The organism is Chloroflexota bacterium (assembly GCA_015478725.1).
Taxonomy (GTDB): domain Bacteria; phylum Chloroflexota; class Limnocylindria; order Limnocylindrales; family CSP1-4; genus C-114.
The window spans coordinates 1-15,860 of record JADMIG010000007.1; the positions used below are offsets into that span (position 1 = coordinate 1).

At 70.5% G+C, this 15,860-nt stretch carries 14 protein-coding genes; 5 read left to right on the forward strand and 9 right to left on the reverse strand.

Annotation, left to right across the window (positions count from 1 at the left end; translation table 11 throughout):
* Positions 1-56 precede the first annotated feature (56 nt).
* From IVW53_06795 to IVW53_06810, 4 genes are all read right to left on the reverse strand, one after another.
* Complete coding sequence (locus IVW53_06795) at positions 57-1,985, reverse strand: VCBS repeat-containing protein (protein ID MBF6605276.1); 1,929 nt, start codon at positions 1,983-1,985, stop codon at positions 57-59.
* A gap of 451 nt (positions 1,986-2,436) precedes the next feature.
* On the reverse strand, positions 2,437-2,970 hold the full coding sequence (locus IVW53_06800) for a Rieske 2Fe-2S domain-containing protein (GenBank protein MBF6605277.1): 534 nt from the start codon (positions 2,968-2,970) through the stop codon (positions 2,437-2,439).
* A gap of 121 nt (positions 2,971-3,091) precedes the next feature.
* The gene (locus IVW53_06805) at positions 3,092-4,798 is read right to left on the reverse strand and encodes an MFS transporter (protein MBF6605278.1); all 1,707 of its coding nucleotides are present in this window, start codon (positions 4,796-4,798) and stop codon (positions 3,092-3,094) included.
* Positions 4,795-5,379 (reverse strand): MarR family transcriptional regulator, encoded by a 585-nt coding sequence (locus tag IVW53_06810; GenBank protein ID MBF6605279.1) that lies wholly within the window; start codon positions 5,377-5,379, stop codon positions 4,795-4,797. Before IVW53_06810 ends, IVW53_06805 begins: the two co-directional genes overlap by 4 nt.
* A gap of 72 nt (positions 5,380-5,451) precedes the next feature.
* Between IVW53_06810 and IVW53_06815 the strand changes: the two genes are divergently transcribed.
* Entirely contained in the window at positions 5,452-6,408 is a 957-nt protein-coding gene (locus tag IVW53_06815; protein ID MBF6605280.1) for a TIGR03560 family F420-dependent LLM class oxidoreductase, read from the forward strand.
* Between the two features lie 40 nt (positions 6,409-6,448).
* Here the strand turns inward: IVW53_06815 and IVW53_06820 are convergent, their stop codons facing one another.
* Positions 6,449-7,663 (reverse strand): hypothetical protein, encoded by a 1,215-nt coding sequence (locus IVW53_06820; GenBank protein MBF6605281.1) that lies wholly within the window; start codon positions 7,661-7,663, stop codon positions 6,449-6,451.
* Between the two features lie 113 nt (positions 7,664-7,776).
* Between IVW53_06820 and IVW53_06825 the strand changes: the two genes are divergently transcribed.
* The gene (locus IVW53_06825) at positions 7,777-8,685 is read left to right on the forward strand and encodes a TIGR03560 family F420-dependent LLM class oxidoreductase (GenBank protein MBF6605282.1); all 909 of its coding nucleotides are present in this window, start codon (positions 7,777-7,779) and stop codon (positions 8,683-8,685) included.
* Between the two features lie 421 nt (positions 8,686-9,106).
* Here IVW53_06825 and IVW53_06830 read toward each other — a convergent pair whose 3' ends face one another.
* Together IVW53_06830 and sodN are read right to left on the reverse strand one after the other, a co-directional pair.
* On the reverse strand, positions 9,107-9,520 hold the full coding sequence (locus tag IVW53_06830; GenBank protein ID MBF6605283.1) for a hypothetical protein: 414 nt from the start codon (positions 9,518-9,520) through the stop codon (positions 9,107-9,109).
* 77 nt (positions 9,521-9,597) lie between these two features.
* Entirely contained in the window at positions 9,598-10,017 is a 420-nt protein-coding gene (gene sodN / locus IVW53_06835) for a superoxide dismutase, Ni (protein MBF6605284.1), read from the reverse strand.
* A gap of 209 nt (positions 10,018-10,226) precedes the next feature.
* Between sodN and IVW53_06840 the strand changes: the two genes are divergently transcribed.
* Together IVW53_06840 and IVW53_06845 are read left to right on the forward strand one after the other, a co-directional pair.
* A complete protein-coding gene (locus tag IVW53_06840; protein MBF6605285.1) occupies positions 10,227-12,320 on the forward strand; it encodes a hypothetical protein in 2,094 nt (697 codons plus the stop codon).
* Between the two features lie 26 nt (positions 12,321-12,346).
* Positions 12,347-12,766: a phospholipase gene (locus tag IVW53_06845; GenBank protein MBF6605286.1), complete on the forward strand. Its 420-nt coding sequence runs from the start codon at positions 12,347-12,349 to the stop codon at positions 12,764-12,766.
* On the opposite strand, the gene IVW53_06850 is transcribed toward IVW53_06845, so the two are convergent.
* Together IVW53_06850 and IVW53_06855 are read right to left on the reverse strand one after the other, a co-directional pair.
* Complete coding sequence (locus IVW53_06850; protein MBF6605287.1) at positions 12,763-14,121, reverse strand: DUF4331 domain-containing protein; 1,359 nt, start codon at positions 14,119-14,121, stop codon at positions 12,763-12,765. The genes IVW53_06845 and IVW53_06850 overlap by 4 nt on opposite strands.
* A 4-nt stretch (positions 14,122-14,125) precedes the next feature.
* The gene (locus tag IVW53_06855) at positions 14,126-14,440 is read right to left on the reverse strand and encodes a hypothetical protein (GenBank protein MBF6605288.1); all 315 of its coding nucleotides are present in this window, start codon (positions 14,438-14,440) and stop codon (positions 14,126-14,128) included.
* Positions 14,441-14,692: 252 nt separating this feature from the next.
* On the opposite strand from IVW53_06855, the gene IVW53_06860 reads away from it, so the two are divergent.
* A complete protein-coding gene (locus IVW53_06860; GenBank protein MBF6605289.1) occupies positions 14,693-15,793 on the forward strand; it encodes a hypothetical protein in 1,101 nt (366 codons plus the stop codon).
* Positions 15,794-15,860: the final 67 nt, after the last annotated feature.

A 15,860-nucleotide genomic window follows, 5' to 3' on the forward strand; every position in this document is an offset into this window, starting at 1 on the left:
AGGCTGCGACTCGGGCGAGGCTGCGACTCGGGCGAGGCTGCGACTCGGGCGAGGCGTCAGAACGCCTGGAGCGTTCCCCAGTCGAGTGTCGGGATCGTCGCCCACGGGCTCTCCACGAACGACGATCCGGTGCTGAGGAATCGGTCGACGCTCGTGCCCATCCCGGGGCTGGCACCCGTGCCGGGGATCGCGCCCGTTCCCGGAATGGCGCCGTCGCCCGGCGTCGCGCTCGCCCCCGGCGTGGTCCCCGCGACGCCCGTGTCGACATAGGCGGCGATGTCGGCCCGCCCGTCGCCATTGAGGTCGGCGGCGGCGAGCTTGGTGCTCGTCCAGCTGAACGGCGTGGCGCTCGTCCACCACGTCTCCGTGACGAAGGTCGCGTCCGGCGTCGCGAGGAGGACGTCGATGGCGAGCTGATCCGTCCCGGTCCGGACGCCGAGGATGAGGTCGTCTCGGCCACTTCGGTCGACGTCGCCGACGAGGGGGATGAGGGCGTCGATCGGGGCGGCGACCGTCCCGAAGGTTCGGAGCGGCAGGAGGCTCGAGAGGTTCGTCGAACGCGCGACGAGTGCGGTCGTGATCGGTTCACCCGCCCGCTGGTGGAGGACGATGAGATCCGCCCGTCCGTCGCCGGTCACGTCGCCGGCGAGGAACCGCGACCCGCCGAGGTCGACCGCCGCCTCCCACCAGGCGACCGGCGTCGCGAGCCGTGTCCCGGTCGACCGAAGGACGAGGAGCCGCGTCGACGGGGCGACGACGGGCGTCGTGCCGGGCGCGGAGGCGGCGAACGTCTCGACGATCCCGACGTCGCCGCGTCCATCACCGTTGAAGTCGCCGGTGATGAGCGTCGTCGTGGAGGGCACGGGACCGATGGGCGGTGAGGTGGTCGGGATGGCGGGCGAGGCCGGGTCCGCGGGCGGGACGGTCGCCGCGGGCGGGACGGTCGCCGGTCCGCTCGACCACCACGTGACCGCCTGGGCGAACCCGCTGCCCGTCGATCGCATGACCTGGACGGTCAGGGTCCCGTCGGGTGCGCGAAGGAGCTGCACGAGATCGAGCCGCCCGTCGCCATTGACGTCCGCCGTGGCGCGGCCGACGAGGATCGAGTCGCCGAGGACCGCGAGCGGTGTCCCGGTCTGGTCGTTCGCCGACGCGGTCGTGCTGGTGGGCGGTGCGGTCGGGGCGGCGGCACTCGCGTCCAGCCCTGCGCTCGGGGCGGGGCCGGCGGGCGCGACGACCGGCGAGGGAGACGCTGGCGCTGAGGCGATCGCGGGCGGTGGCATCCGCGGATCGGTCGTCAGGAGGCTCGCCACGATGGCGCCGCTCGTGGGGTCAGTGATGATCGCCGCTGCGTCGCCGACTCCGTCGCCCGTGATGTCGTTGAAGCCCGGGATGATGAGCGAGACGTCCGCTCCGTAGTAGCGCCGGAGGATCGTCTCCGCCGACTCACCCTGTCGCGCTGCGCACCGCGACGCGTTCATCTGCATGAGATGCCAGCCATCCTGCTGCGAGCCGCAGGTCCCGTCGCCCGCCCGATAGCCGGTGAGGAAGAACTGGGTTCCCTTGCGGAGGGACCAGCGCCACGTCGCGTCGACGACGGCGCCGTAGATCGGGGCGATCGGCCGGGCAGGGTTGTAGACTTGATCGACCGTCGTGTCCACCACGTCGTAGCACCGGCCCACGGCATCGCGGCCGCCACGCCAGTGCATGGCGTAGTACCACCCGTACTGCTTTATGGCGACAGCCCCCGCACTCAGGGCCGCGACCGGATGGTCGGGACCCCATTCGCTCGCCATGACCGTCCGGACGTACCGTCGGAACTCGACGGTGACGGACTGGCCAGTGCCGGTCCGAAGGACCCGGATCGTGGACGGAGGCGTGATCGTGCTCTGCCACCCGGTGCATGTGCTCGCGGCTTGCGCGCTGTCGGTTGGAGGAACGAACATCGCCAGCAGCGCGAACGCGACAGCGCACGCGCCTGCCATCAGGCGCCTCTTCACCACAGGCGGCGTACCTTAGTCGGGGTTCCCACCATCCGTCAAACGCCCGAACGGTGGGCGGACAGCGGACGGGTCTCCGCGTGGGCAGGGGAGGGTCGCGCCACCCCGATCTGGCACGGGCCTCGCACTCCACGGGCAACCCCGCCACCCCGCCACCCCGCGACCCGTCCACACCCGGCCGCGGTTACCGTCATCCGCTCTCCAGGCGGGCGTTGGTCACCGCGATCCCGCCAGATGCGCATCCCGCGAGACGGATGGCCGGTTCGGACCGGGATCGCGTGAGGGTGCACGCACGGTTCACCCTGACGTGGAACCTCTGGTCCATCCGATCGACGATCTTCGCCCGCCTGAGGACCACTTGACGGTTTCTGGATCCGCGCGCGCTCGCGGCGACCCGCGCCACGCTGCGCCGCCTGCGATCGGAACCGCGTTCCCCTCAGAGGGGAGGGAGCGAGATCTCGATCGAGCCGTCGACGATCCTGAGCGGGTAGTAGCGGAGCCGGCGGACGCGGGTGAGGCGGCGTGCCTCGGCCTTGAGGCCCGGTGGATCGACCTTGGCCTCCCGCCCGGCCGGTGACCACGACGGATGGTATGTGCCGTCAGCACCGAGTCCGCCGGTCGTGGGCATCTGAACGACCTCACCGCTGGCCAGATCGAACCGACCCTCGTGGAGCGGGCAGGCCACGACACAGCCGTCGAGGCGTCCGAGCGACAGGGGTGCGGCCATGTGCGGGCAGCGGTCGTCGACCGCGACGAGGCCGGCGGTCGTGTGGGCGATGAGCACGTCCAGGTCGCCGTGGGTGACCCGGCGTGTCGAGCCGAGCGGGAGATCCGCCACCGACAGGAAGGGCACGAAGACTGCAGCCCCCGATCCGGAGCCCGCGCCCGCTGCAGCCCGCGCTCCTGGATCCGCACTCGCACCCGGCGCGACGAGATGCGGCGGGAAGGGGAGCGGTCGGGGTCCGTCCATCGGTTCGATCGTCCCACAAACAGCGAGACCCCGACGATGTCGGGGTCTCGCTGGCATGAAGCAGGAGCGTGGATGGAAAGGAGCCCTCCCGTATGGATCGGTCCGTCGGCCTCGGCGGTCGTCAGTCGGCCTCGGCGGCCGTCCGCCGGGCGGTGGTCACGGCGGTCGGATCGGCCGATCCCTCTCGGGCGCCGGCAGCCACCGGAGCGGCCTGCGGCCCGAGCGATTTCCGGAGCGGGATCTCGCGAAGGAACAGGGTCGCGACGACGGCGATCGCGGCGGCGGCGACCCCGAGTCCCATGCTGTTCGCCAGGGCGATCGTGAACGCTCGATGGAAGCCGTCGATGAAGACGGACTGGAACTGCGCCGGGACCTGCTGCAGGAACGAGAGCGACCCGCTGCCGCCGACGGCCGTGAGCTGGCCGATGTCGAAGCCGGGAGGGGCGGAGGTCGGCACCATCGCGCTCGGCACGCCTGCAGCGACGAGCTGATCGTGGATGAGTCCCCACGAAAGGTTGATCCGGAAGAGGGTGAAGCCGAACGTCAGGCCGACCGTCGTGCCGATCTGGCGGAAGAGCGTGAGATCGCTCGTGGCGGTCCCGAGCTCACTGAACGAGACCGAATTCTGGACGATGATCGTGAAGATCGCGAACGTCGGACCGATGCCGAGGCCGGTGACGAACATCCACGCCCAGAGCGCGACGTCGGGCGTGTCTGACCGCAGTTGCGTCATGAGCGCGAGACCGACGACGAGGGTCGCGACGCCGACGACGATGAGCGTCTTGTACCGCCCCGTCCGACTCACGATCTGGCCCGAGACGATCGAGCTCGCGATGAGACCGAAGAGGAACGGCAGCAGCTGGTAGCCGGAGATCGTCGCGCTCGCTCCCTGGACCACCTGGAAGTACAGGGGCAGGAAGATGATCGCTGCCCCGAACCCGAATGTGGCGAGGAAGATCGCGACCATCGACGCACTGAACGTCCGATTCCGGAACAGGTGGAGCGGGATGATCGGCTCTTCCGCCCGCGACTCGACGACGACGAACAGGCCGAGGAAGATGAAGCCGGCGAGGATCGAACCCCAGACGGATGGGTCCGTCCAGGCGCCGTTCTCGGCGATCGTCAGGCCGATGAGGATCGGCACGAGGCCGGCGGTGATGGTGGCGACGCCGAGATAGTCGACCTTCACCTTCTTGCCGAGCCGGACGTTCGGCAGGAGCCGCTCGATGACGATGAGCGCGGCGAGCCCGATCGGGATGTTGACGTAGAAGATCCAGTGCCAGCTGAACGTGTCGGTGAGGAAGCCGCCGAGCCCCGGACCGACGAGGAAGGCGATGCCGAACACCGCCCCGAAGAGCCCCTGGTACTTCCCGCGCTCGGCCGGCGTGAAGAGGTCGCCGATGACCGCGAGAGCGATGGGGAAGAGGGCGCCCGCACCCAGGCCCTGGATGCCCCGGAAGAAGATGAGCTCCCACATCGTCTGGCTGAGGCCTGAGAGCGCCGAGCCGACGAGGAACAGGACGATGCCGACGGTGAAGAGCGGCTTCCGGCCGTAGAGGTCGGACAGCTTCCCGTAGATCGGGACGGTCACCGTGCTCGTGAGGAGGTAGGCGGCGACGACCCACGTGTACAGGTCGACGCCGTTGAGCTCGGTCGCGATCCGTGGCAGCACCGGGCCGACGATCGTCTGGTCGAGTGCCCCGAGAAACAACCCGAGCATGACCGCGAAGAGGATCTCCATCTTCGTCCGTCGGTCGAGGCCGAGAGCGGGATCCTCCGCGATCGATACGGCGGCGCCGTCCCCGTCGAATGCGTTTCCTTCCGTCACGACGGTTCTTCCCTTCCTGTGGCTGTGGTGTGGGCGTGGGCGTGAGATCCGCGGCGGGTGTCGAGCTGGAGACACGTACCGGGGCCCTCCTCGGCGACGAGTCCGGCGACGGCGGCATGGACGTCGGCGAGTGTCAGCGCGAGCCGCTCGAGCTGAGACGGCTCGAGACGAGCGAGCAGGTGTTCCACGAGGTCGCGGCGGATCACCTCCGCCTCATCGAGCACCGCCCGACCCCGATCGGTCAGCCGCACGAGCACGACTCGACGGTCGTCCGCGACGCGGACCCGCTCGACGAACCCGCGCTCGGCCATGCGGTCCACCATGCCCGTCGCATTCGAGAGCGAGACGTCGAGGAGGTCCGCGACCCGGCTCATCGGTGCGTCGCCGTCCCGGGCGAGGAGACCCATGACGTGGAGATGACTCATGCTGACGCCTGCCCGCACGAGGCGTTCGGTGCCGGCGCAGCGAAGCTCGCCGATGAAGTGGTGGAGTTCGTCCATGATGCGGTCGACGAGTTCGGGGCGTACCTCGAGGGCCGGACGATCGGCCGGAGCGGGTTCCCCGAGCATACTTCGTGTCATGCGAAGTATCGTACGCACCTGAATCATCCTGTCAAGGACAATCATCGACGTCGACTGGAGGAATCACTCCCGATGCGCTTCGCCCTCATGCACGAGCCCCAGCAGGGAGCGTCCTACGCGGACCAGCTCGCCCTCGCCCGGAGGGCGGAGGCGGCCGGCTTCGAGGCGATCTTCCGTTCCGATCATTACGAGAGCTTTCCCGGGCCGGCGGATCGACCGACGACGGACGCATGGGCCGTCATCGCCGGCCTCGCCCGGGAGACGACGACGATCCGCCTCGGGGTTCTCATGTCGCCGGTGACGTACCGCCTGCCGGGCAACCTCGCGAAGATCGTCACGACCGTCGACGACATGAGCGGCGGCCGGATCGAGGTGGCCCTCGGCGCCGCCTGGCACGAGAACGAGCATCGGCGCCACGGGTTCCCGTTCCCGCCGATCGACGATCGGGCGACGATGCTCGAGGAGCAGCTCGAGATCCTCGACGGGCTCTGGAACCAGCCGGACGGCTGGTCGTTCAGCGGGCGGTTCTACACCGTCGCGGACGCCCGGCTCCGGCCGCGCCCGAGCCACCGGATCCACGTCCTCGTGGGCGGCGAGGGATCGCCCCGCTCGATGCGGATCGCCGCCCGATTCGCCGACGAGTTCAACCTATCGAGCGCCTCACCGGAGCGCGCGATGGAGCGATCGGCGCAGCTCGACGACGCGTGCCGGGTGATCGGTCGCGATCCGGCGACGATCCGGCGATCGGCGATGGTCGGCGTCCTCGTCGGCGCGGACGAGGGCGAGTTCGCCCGGCGGGTGGACACCCTGCGCTCGCTGCTCGGCAGCGACGAAGGCTCGGCGGCGTCGACCGAGGCATGGCTGGCCGAACGTCGCACGCGATGGATCGTCGGCACGCCGGATGAGGCTCGGGCGATGGTCCGACGGTACGCCGCGGCCGGCCTCGACCGGATCATGCTCCAGGACTTCCTGCCGTGGGACCTCGAGATGGTCGACCTGCTCGGCCGGGAGCTCATCGGACGCGTCTGAGCCGGCCGGCGCTCGGCGGGCGTTCGACCGATGGCGCGAGTCAGCCCTCGGCGGCGTCCGCGGCCGCGAGGTACCGCGGATCGTCGCGGCGGATCGGGTCGGGGTCCGTGCCGCGGGCTCGGGCGATCCGCTCGGTGAGCAGCTGGAGCGGCGTCGCCGATCCGAGGAGCGCCGCGACAGGAGCCGGCAGATCGGGTGCCTCCGGGACGATGAGGCGGCCGGCGGGCGTCGCGGTGGCCTCGAGCCGGGCAGCGACGTCGGCAGCGAGGATCGCCGCGGCAGGGATGCCGATCTCGTGGGCGGCAGCGAGCGCCTGTCGAGCTCGCGCGACCCGTTCGTCGCGAGCCGTCCGGTCGGTGAGGACGAGGACGAGCCCGGTCATGGCGTCCGTGGCCGGCAGATGGCCGTGAAGCAGCGTCTCGAGATCGCGGTAGGCGCTCGGGATCCAGGCCGCCTCCTCGATCTTGAGGGTGAGCTCACGGCCCGCCGGACGATCCGCTCCCGAGGCGACGACGATGAGTCGCGCCGATGCCGCGAGCGCCCGGGCGGCCAGGTCCGCCGCGTCGGCCTGGGTTGCGGCCGCGGCGAGGAGCTCCCGGATGGTGACCGCGTCCGCTGGCCGCCCCGTGAGTGCCGCGCCGACGGCCGTGCCGGCGATGAGCGGGGAGAGATAGCCGACGGTGTGGCACCAGCTTTGGTCGAGCTCCTCGGTCACAAGGACGATGTCGGCGAGGGCCGCACCGGGGGAACGATCTGTCACCGTGACGAGGGCGACTGTCGCCCCGGCGGTGCGGGCAGCGGTCATCGCCCGGTTCGTCGCGCCGGTCGCGCCCTCATGCGAGACCGCGATGAGGAGCCCACCCGCCTGCGGCTCCAGCGCCGCCTCGAACGCCTGGGCAGCGACCGGGCCGGAACCCGGAAGGCCTGCCCCTCGCATCGCGTCGCGGAGGATCTCGACGATCCCAAGGGCGCCGTGCTCGGAGGTCCCGCAGCCGGTGACGACGATCGGCTCGCCGCGGACGGCCGTGTCGGCGAGGGTCCGGGCGAGCCGAGCCGCCGGTCCGTCGGCTCCGGCCAGGCGTTCGAGGATCCGGAAGGCGACCAATGGCTCGGCCGCGATCATCTCCGCCATGTGATGCGGCGGTCCGTTCCGCCGGCTCGGCATGGATGTGGACGCCCATGGGTCCGGCGGGCCCGGAAGGGGGTCCTCGATGCGGCGCCTCGTCGATTCGGTCGGTCCGCCGGTGTTCGTCATCGACCGATGATAGGCTGCGGACTTCGATGGGACGGACCCGGTGCGCGGGCCGCGACGTGACCGCGCGCGCCGCGCGCCAGCGTGCGAGCGAGAGCGAAAGCGACGGAGGAACGATGAAGGTCGGCGTCATGGCGCCCCAGGGCTGGAAGGGTGAGTACGACGGCTGGGGTGCGGCGGACGCCTGGGCTCGGACCGTCGAGCTCACTCGCGAGGCGGAGCGCCTCGGCTTCGAGTCCGTCTGGGTCTTCGATCACTTTCACACGGTGCCCGTCCCGACGGACGAGATGACCCTCGAGTCGTTCTCGACGATCACGGCGCTCGCGATGGTTACGTCACGTGTCCGCCTCGGCCACATGGTCGTCTGCACCGGCTTCCGGAATCCGGCACTCACGGCGAAGCTCGCCTCCACGATCGACGTCATCTCCGGTGGTCGCTTCGAGCTCGGCATCGGGGCCGGCTGGAAGGAGGACGAGTGGCTGGCCTACGGGTACGGCTTCCCGCCGCTCGCCGAGCGGCTCGGCGCCCTCGGCGATCACCTCGCGATCATCAGCCGGATGTTCGCGCCGGGACGGGCCACGTACAGCGGCACCTACGCCAGCGTTCGTGAGGCGATCAACGAGCCGAAGGGCATCCAGCGCCCGATCCCGATCGTCGTCGGTGGCAACGGCCGGAACGTGACGTTCCGCTACGCCGCGCGGTACGCCGCCGAGATCAACCTCGTGTATCTCGATGCGGCGGAGGTCGCGGCGGCGCTGCCGATCATCCATCAGCGCTGCGAGGAGGAAGGTCGCGATCCGTCCACGCTGCTCGTCTCGCTGTACTGCGACGACGACGACGTCCGGGCGGTCGGGGATGAGCGCGCCGAGCGGCTCGCGGAGTTCGCCCGCCTCGGGCTCGATCGGATCGTTTGTTTCCCGAGCCGCTGGGACCTCTCGGTGGAGGGGCTTGAGCGCTTCGCCGACGATTGCCGGGCGGCGGGACTCGATCTGTCTGCGGTCGGGGAGGCGGTCGCGGCGGAGTAGTGGCCACGCCGGGACGACGAGACTCGGCGCGACGACCAGGCTCGGCGGGGCAACCAGGCTCGGCTGGCGCTTCGTCCACCGTGCTGCCGGCGGCGCGCGCTGCGGCCACGCTGCCGATCAGCGTGCCGATTCGGCCATATTCACACCCGGCGAGCGTACGGACGGCCGATCGGGTGGCGACCAGGGACCGTTGCAGACGGAGGCGGCCAAACGCACGCGGACGCATCGCGATACGTGCGCGAATGGCCGGTCCGATGGATGCGACGATCCCGACACGCGCCGGACCTGCGCGAGCAGCCGACCGAACGCCCGTGGGGCGAACATCTGGCCGGATACTCATCGGCCCCGGCGTCGCGCCGAGCGTCGCGCTGAGGCCCGCTCGCGGTTCCGCGGTCGGACCTGCGTGGGCGTCGGCTCGAGTTCAGCGAGCGCGCAGTCGTCCGATGCGGCGCACCGGGGCGTAGCGGAACCAGGCCCGCGCGACCAGCCGGTCGAGCGCGACCGGGCCGTAGCGGCGCGAATCGATGGAGGCGTCGTCCGCATCGCCAAGGAGCCACGCCTCGTCCGGCGAGAGGCGGATCGTCACGAGCCGCTCGTCACCCGTGTCCGGATCCGTGACGGGCACGTCCGCCACGACCTCCCCCGGACCCGCCGCGACCCGCTTGAGGGCGAGAAGCTCGGTCCCGGGCTCGCGGACGACGACGATCGAGCCGTGCCGGGGCCAGCGGCGGACGGTCGGGTCCGTGAGGAGCCAGTCCCCGGGCTCGATCCCCGGACGCATGCTGCCCTCGACGACGGCGACCCGCCACGGCCCACGAAGTCGGGCCGGGATCATCGGCGGTCGCGGGTCCGGTGCCGCCGGCGTGAGGCGCCGGCCGGAGTCGACCGGAACCGCCCGCTCCGGCTCCGTGGCTACTTCTTCGTCGACCAGAAGATGTCGGCGAACTCCTTGACCGCCGCCTCGAGCTGGGCCGCGGCATCGGCGTCGATACCCTGCTTGTTCTTGCCGGCGAGCTTGAGGATGTTCCAGACCTTCGTGTGGAGCTCGGGATTCGCGGCGAGGTGCTCCGGCTTGAAGTAGTCGGACCAGATCACCTGGACCTCATGCTTCACGAGCTCGGCGTGCTGCTCCTTGACCTGGACGCAGCGGATGAACGTGTTCCGATCGGCGACGGCCGTGGAGCCGGGGTCGATCTTGCCGATGAGCTCGACCATCCTGGCGACCGTCCGGGCGGCGAGCTGCGCCTGGGCCGGGTCGTAGATGCCGCACGGGATGTCGCAATGGGCCCGGACCGTGGTCGACGGGGCGAGCAGGTGGGTAAAACGGGACATGGATCTCCTCCGGGTGCGGACGCATCTCCGGCGTCGCCGGGTCTGGCGGCTGCGCGGTGTCGGCTCCATGGTCGGAGTGGCCCGCGAAGCTGTCAAACGCGGTCAGCCCGAGGCCATTTGACGGACGGCGCCCGACTGGGGCATCCTCGGAACGGCGACGCGTGCCCCGACGCCCGGAGTCTCAGCCCACCCGAACCCGGGAGCGAAGGATGTTCCTGCACCGCCTCCGCGCCGCCCGGACGGCCGTCATCGTCATGGCCGTCGTCCTCTTCGCGACGCCCGCGATCCCGACACCCGTCGCGGCGGACGTTCCGCTCGCCCCGCTCACGGTGGACCAGGTGACGCATCGGCTCTCGAAAGACGTCTTCGGGTACCTGCCGTACTGGGAGCTCGACGGCGGGACGGACGCGAATCTCCGCTATGACCTCCTCTCGACGATCGCGTTCTTCGGCGTGAACGCCAACTCCGACGGCACGCTCAACACGGGTCTTCCCGGTTACACGGCATACCTGAGCGCGAATGCCACGACGATCATCCAGCACGCCCACGCGATGGGTGTCCGCACCGTCATAACGTTCCAGTCGTTCGGGACCTCGAAGAACGCCGCCTTCTTCACGAACCCGACGGCCCAGGCGACCGCGATCCAGCAGCTCGTCGCGCTCATGCAGGCGCGCGGAGCGGACGGCGCGAACGTCGATGTCGAGGAGATCAGCGGGACGTACTTCCCGGCCTACGCATCGTTCGTCGGCGCGCTCCGGCAGGCGGCCATCGCCGTCAACCCGAACGCCCAGGTGACCGTCGCCACGAACGCGGCGACCTCGGGGGCGCGGATGGCCGCCGCGGCGGTCGGGGCGGGCGCCGACCGAGCCTTCCTCATGGGCTACAACTACCGGACGGGTGGTTCGAGCCCCGCCGGTTCGATCGACCCGCTCGTTCGTGCCGGGGGAGGGTTGAGCCTCACGACGACACTCGACACCTACGCGAGCTACGGGGTGCCGATGGATCACGTCATCCTCGGCCTGCCGTTCTATGGCATTACCTGGCCGACCATCTCGGCCGACCTTCGGGCCCCGGCGCAACCCGCTTCGACCTTCTACGCATCGCTCTTCCTGCCCAGCTCCCTCCCCGGCTCGGCTGCCGGGGCGACGATGGACTACGACCCGGTGGAGCAGTCCGCCCGCCTGACGATCTTCGATCCGGTGGCGCAGACGTGGTACCAGACCTACTACGACGATCCGATGGCGCTCACGGTCAAGCTCGCCCTCGTCAACCAGCGCGGCCTCGCCGGCGCCGGGTTCTGGGCGCTCGGGTACGAGCAGGGCCAGCCGGGTTACTGGGACTCCGTGACGAACGCCTTCGGCGCCTCGAAGCTCAGCGCGGTCGTCATCACGCCCGGTGCGACGAAGGGCCTCGACGTCACGGTGAGCCCGGTCTGGCAGGACGTCGGTTCGCCGACGACCTCCATCCGACTGTCGAACGACGGTGTGAACTGGTCGGCGTGGCTGCCGATCTCGGCGAGCGTGCCCTGGCAGCTCGCGGCCGGCCTGCCGGACGGTCCCCGAACCGTGTCCGTCCAGATCTTGAACGCGATCGGCGGGATGTCGTCTGTCGTGAGCGGTGAGGTCATCGTGGACACCGTGGCGCCCGTCGCGACAGCGCCGACGGTGGCGGCCGCCGTCGGTACGACTGCGGGCACGGCCGGCGACACCGCGGCGGTGGTGAGCTGGTCCGCCGCCGATGCCGGCAGCGGCGTCGCGAGCTATCTCCTCGAGATGAGCCAGGACGGCGCGCCGTTCACGCCGGTGACCCTGCCGACGGCTGCGGCGACGAGCGTCGCGACCCATCTCGTGCCCGGGCACCTCTATCAGTGGCGGGTCACCCCCACGGACGCCGCCGGCAACGTCGGCGCCACCGTCACGGGCCTCCCGATCCGGCCGCAGGTCTACCAGGAGATCTCGGGGGCGATCCGCTACACGCCGTCATGGCAGCGGTACGCGTCGAGCCCGGCGCTCGGCGGGGCCGCCACGTGGAGCGCGGTCACCACCGCGACCGCGACGTTCACGTTCAGCGGCAGCTCCGTCGCGCTCATCGCGCCGCTCGGCCCGATCCGCGGCGTGGCCAAGATCATCATCGACGGGGTCCCGGTGACGAGCGTCAACCTCTACTCGACGTCCGGTCATTCGCGGCAGGTCGCCTGGGTCCGATCGTGGCCGACCTACGGTCCGCATACGATCGCCCTGCGGGTGCTCGGGACGGCCCGCCACCCCCGGATCGACATCGACGCCTTCATCGTCCTCCGCTAGCGATGCGCGACCACGGAGACGGGTCGGTGCCACACCACCACCATCCGGCGCGACTGCAGACGGAGGAGGCGGTCCTCGACATCGGGGGCGACATCGGTGCGCTCATCCTCTACACGGACCCCGAGGATCGGGGCCGCGAGATCGAGGTGAGCCCCATCGCTGCCGACGGCGAGGTCGCCGGTCCGCGGACGCACACGGCCATCCATGAGCGTCTGGTTGGTGCGCGCACGGTGTTCGCCGGGCTCTACCCGCAGCTGCGGGCCGGGACGTACCGGCTCTGGGCGGACCGAGCCGGAGCCGTGGACACCGTGACGATCGTCGGCGGGCAGGTGAGCGAGGTCGACTGGCGGACGGGTTCGGAAACGGCGCAGACGGCGGGGACGGCGGAGCCCGACGCCGAGGCGCCGGGCTCCGAAGTTCGAGCGATCGAGCGGGGCGGAGCCTAGCTCGACGGCGTGTCGTACCCGTCGAGGGGTACGCCGAGGTACGGGAACTCGCTCGTGTAGCGATCGCTCCCCGGGACGGTCCCATCCTTGAGGAGCGCGGCCGCTCCATCCGGAGTGAACGACGGATCCACGAGCGGGATGGTCGCCCCGGCGACGGCGCGGAGCTCGATGGCCACCGTGTCGTCGAAGACGCGCCGGCCGTTCGGGAACCCGGCCGCGTCGCCGGCGATGAGCCCGATTGGGTTCGGGCTCGTGGATGGCGGGATCGCGAGGTTGAGGCGAAGCATGTCCGCCTGGGTGGACCGGGTGTAGTTCTGGAAGCCGGGGACGACGCCCGACGGGATCCCCGTGAGGAGGATCGCCTCGAGGTCGGCGCGCGGCTTCGTGTAGGCGGCAAGCTTCGGGAAGACGCCCGGATAGAGGACCGGCAGGAGCCCGGCCAGCTCCGGATGCGCGACGTACCCGGAGAACTCGCTGTCGCCCGAGGGCTGGAGGGAGTTCCAGCGGTCCTTGTGGGCCATCGGGACGATGACCTCATTGAAGAGTGGGTTGCCGAGGCGGGAGACCTGGACCCATGGGCCGCTCTCCGTCTGGGTGTCACGGTCGCGGATCTGGGCCTTGCGGCGACTCGCGCTCGTCCAGACCCCGATGACGGACCGCGTGTTCGCCACGTTGGTCGGGTTCATCCCGTCCCGTGTCAGCTGGGACTTCGGGACCTGGATGGCGATCGAATGGACGTTCGCGGCCTTCGTCGCGTCGACCCCGGGGGCGGCCATCGTGGGGATGAGGTGGAGGTTCTGGAAGGGTCGGAGGTCGCCGAGGTCGAAGATCGACCCGAGGTCCACGAAGAAGCCATCCCGGCGCTGGCCGGCGAAGACCTTGATGCCGCCCGGCAGGGTGTGGACGGCCGCCGCGGCGAGGGAGGCGTAGTCGGGCGTCGACCGCGGCCCGATGTTGACCGGCGGGCACGCGAGATGCTGCCCGAGGACGGTCGCCTTGCCATTGACGATCCGGACGACCGAGTAGAACTGGCGCCGGTTCCAGTTAGGGCTGTCCAGGCTGTCGATCGGTCCGGTGTTGTAGAGGAACGTGTTCGTGTTCGGGAGCGAGGTGGCGAACCGGAAGCGATAGACGATCTCCGCCTCGGTGTCCGCGTCGTTGTCGATCTTGATCTCATAGAGGACGTCGTCGCCGAACTCGTAGAAGTTCGGACCGCCGGCCGGGCCCTCGAAGGGGATGTAGTTGGCGATGATGGTCACGGTGTCCGGGGCGTCCGGGCTGACGAACGCGTAGAGGTCCGTGCTGTCGGCGACCGGATCCTTCGAGATCGCCGGCGCTTCGCGATGGGACGACATGGGGTCAGGCCTCCGATCCGGCGGTTCGGGCGCCGGCAAGGAGTCGGGAGACGAGCGCGCGGTCGCGGTAGACGACCTCGCGCGTGCCGACGTAGATGACGACCTCGCCCGTGGAGGCGTTCCGGACGTGGGCGACGACGTCATCGCCCACGGCGCTGAGGTCTGGCTCGAGGTCGCGGCGGCTCGGGGTGGCCGGCGCCGACGCGCGGGCGATGCCGCCGAGGGCCGATGCACCGCCGGCCGCGGCGATGCCCGCGGCGGCGGCCACGCCGAGCGAGGCTGAGGTGAGGAACTTCCGTCTCGTGACGGGATCAGGCACGGGAACCCTTCCTTTCAGTGGCTGCATGGATGGCGCGGTGACGATCGTCCGGCCGTCCGCCCTCCCTTCTCCTGCTCGCGGTCCGGGATGATCGCGGGTCGACCTCGTATTCGCAGCGCCGGCCTCCATGGATCGCTCCCAGATTGCTGGGAGCGATATCCGCCCTCGGGTGTGCCAATCTCGGCGCCGCAGGGATCCGGTCAGCGTCGCGTGCCCACGAGGACGCACTGGTTCCGCGGAGGAGAGGGAACCATGCGGGAGCACCGATTCCGGCGCGCGGTCGCCGGACCTGCCATCGCCATGCTCGTCGCGGGTATCGGCGCCGCGGGGCCCGTCGCGGCGGCGACGCCGCAGACGTGGAACCTGGACGCGGGGGCCGGCGACGCGACCGGCGTCTCGGCCGCGAAGTTCTACACGCCGACGCTCACGATCGATGCTGGCGACACCGTCACCTGGAAAGTTGGCGGGAACGCCCACACGATCGCCTTCCTCGCGCCGGCCCAGGCACTCCCCGGGCCCGAGGATCCGAGCTCCCACGCCCCGGCCGGTGGCACCTCGTACGACGGCACCACGTTCACGAACTCCGGGATCGTCGTGCCCGCGCCCGGCCACAACACGTACTCCCTCACGTTCCCGACGAGTGGGTCCTACGCCTACCACTGCCTCATCCATCCGGGGATGTCCGGCAGCCTCACCGTCAATCCGGCGGGGACCGCCTATCCGCAGGATCAGGCAGCCGTCACGGCCGCCGCGCAGACCGCCGAGGCGGCCGACATCGCGACTGGGCACCAGCTCGAGACCACCTTCACGCCCACGTCGACGACCAACGCGGACGGCACGAAGACCTACTCGCTCGCCGCCGGCGTCGGAGCGAATGGGATCTCCATCCTCCGGTTCATCTCGTCATCGCTCCACGTCCGTGTCGGCGACTCCGTCACCTGGACGAACGTCGACAGCAGCGGTGAGCCGCACTCGGTCTCGTTCGGGACGGAACCCCACGGTCCCACCGCGAACGCGCCCGCCGGCGGCTCCACCTACGCCGGTGGCTCGGCGTTCGTGAGCTCCGGCCTGTTCCTCGGCGCACCGATCCCCGGTCCGCACGCGTACACGCTGAAGTTCACCAAGGCGGGTTCGTACAACTACATCTGTGTGCTCCATGACGTCGTGGGCATGGTCGGCTCGATCAATGTCGCGGCGACGACCACGGGCAGCAACCAGCCGCCGCCCACCTCGATGGCTCCCGTGGCGCCGACCGGTGGAGGCGGGTCGCCGTTGCTCCCGCTTCTTGCCGGTGCGGCCTTCGCAGCCTTCGTTCTCGTGAGTCTCAATCGTCGGCGGGTTCGCGCCGACTGACCTGCGGGCGGGGGGCGCGCCGCACATTGACCTCGACGGCCGGAACGGCGACGTTCCGGCCGTCGGC

Excerpts from the sequence above, each read along its gene's own strand:
- IVW53_06840 (MBF6605285.1), top strand. The coding sequence starts at position 10,227 with ATGTTCCTGCACCGCCTCCGCGCCGCCCGGACGGCCGTCATCGTCATG.
- IVW53_06815 (MBF6605280.1), top strand. The coding sequence starts at position 5,452 with ATGCGCTTCGCCCTCATGCACGAGCCCCAGCAGGGAGCGTCCTACGCG.
- IVW53_06860 (MBF6605289.1), top strand. The coding sequence starts at position 14,693 with ATGCGGGAGCACCGATTCCGGCGCGCGGTCGCCGGACCTGCCATCGCC.
- IVW53_06820 (MBF6605281.1), bottom strand. The coding sequence starts at position 7,663 with ATGACGAACACCGGCGGACCGACCGAATCGACGAGGCGCCGCATCGAG.
- IVW53_06850 (MBF6605287.1), bottom strand. The coding sequence starts at position 14,121 with ATGTCGTCCCATCGCGAAGCGCCGGCGATCTCGAAGGATCCGGTCGCC.
- IVW53_06795 (MBF6605276.1), bottom strand. The coding sequence starts at position 1,985 with ATGGCAGGCGCGTGCGCTGTCGCGTTCGCGCTGCTGGCGATGTTCGTT.
- IVW53_06830 (MBF6605283.1), bottom strand. The coding sequence starts at position 9,520 with ATGATCCCGGCCCGACTTCGTGGGCCGTGGCGGGTCGCCGTCGTCGAG.
- IVW53_06810 (MBF6605279.1), bottom strand. The coding sequence starts at position 5,379 with ATGACACGAAGTATGCTCGGGGAACCCGCTCCGGCCGATCGTCCGGCC.
- IVW53_06800 (MBF6605277.1), bottom strand. The coding sequence starts at position 2,970 with ATGGACGGACCCCGACCGCTCCCCTTCCCGCCGCATCTCGTCGCGCCG.
- IVW53_06825 (MBF6605282.1), top strand. The coding sequence starts at position 7,777 with ATGAAGGTCGGCGTCATGGCGCCCCAGGGCTGGAAGGGTGAGTACGAC.
- sodN (MBF6605284.1), bottom strand. The coding sequence starts at position 10,017 with ATGTCCCGTTTTACCCACCTGCTCGCCCCGTCGACCACGGTCCGGGCC.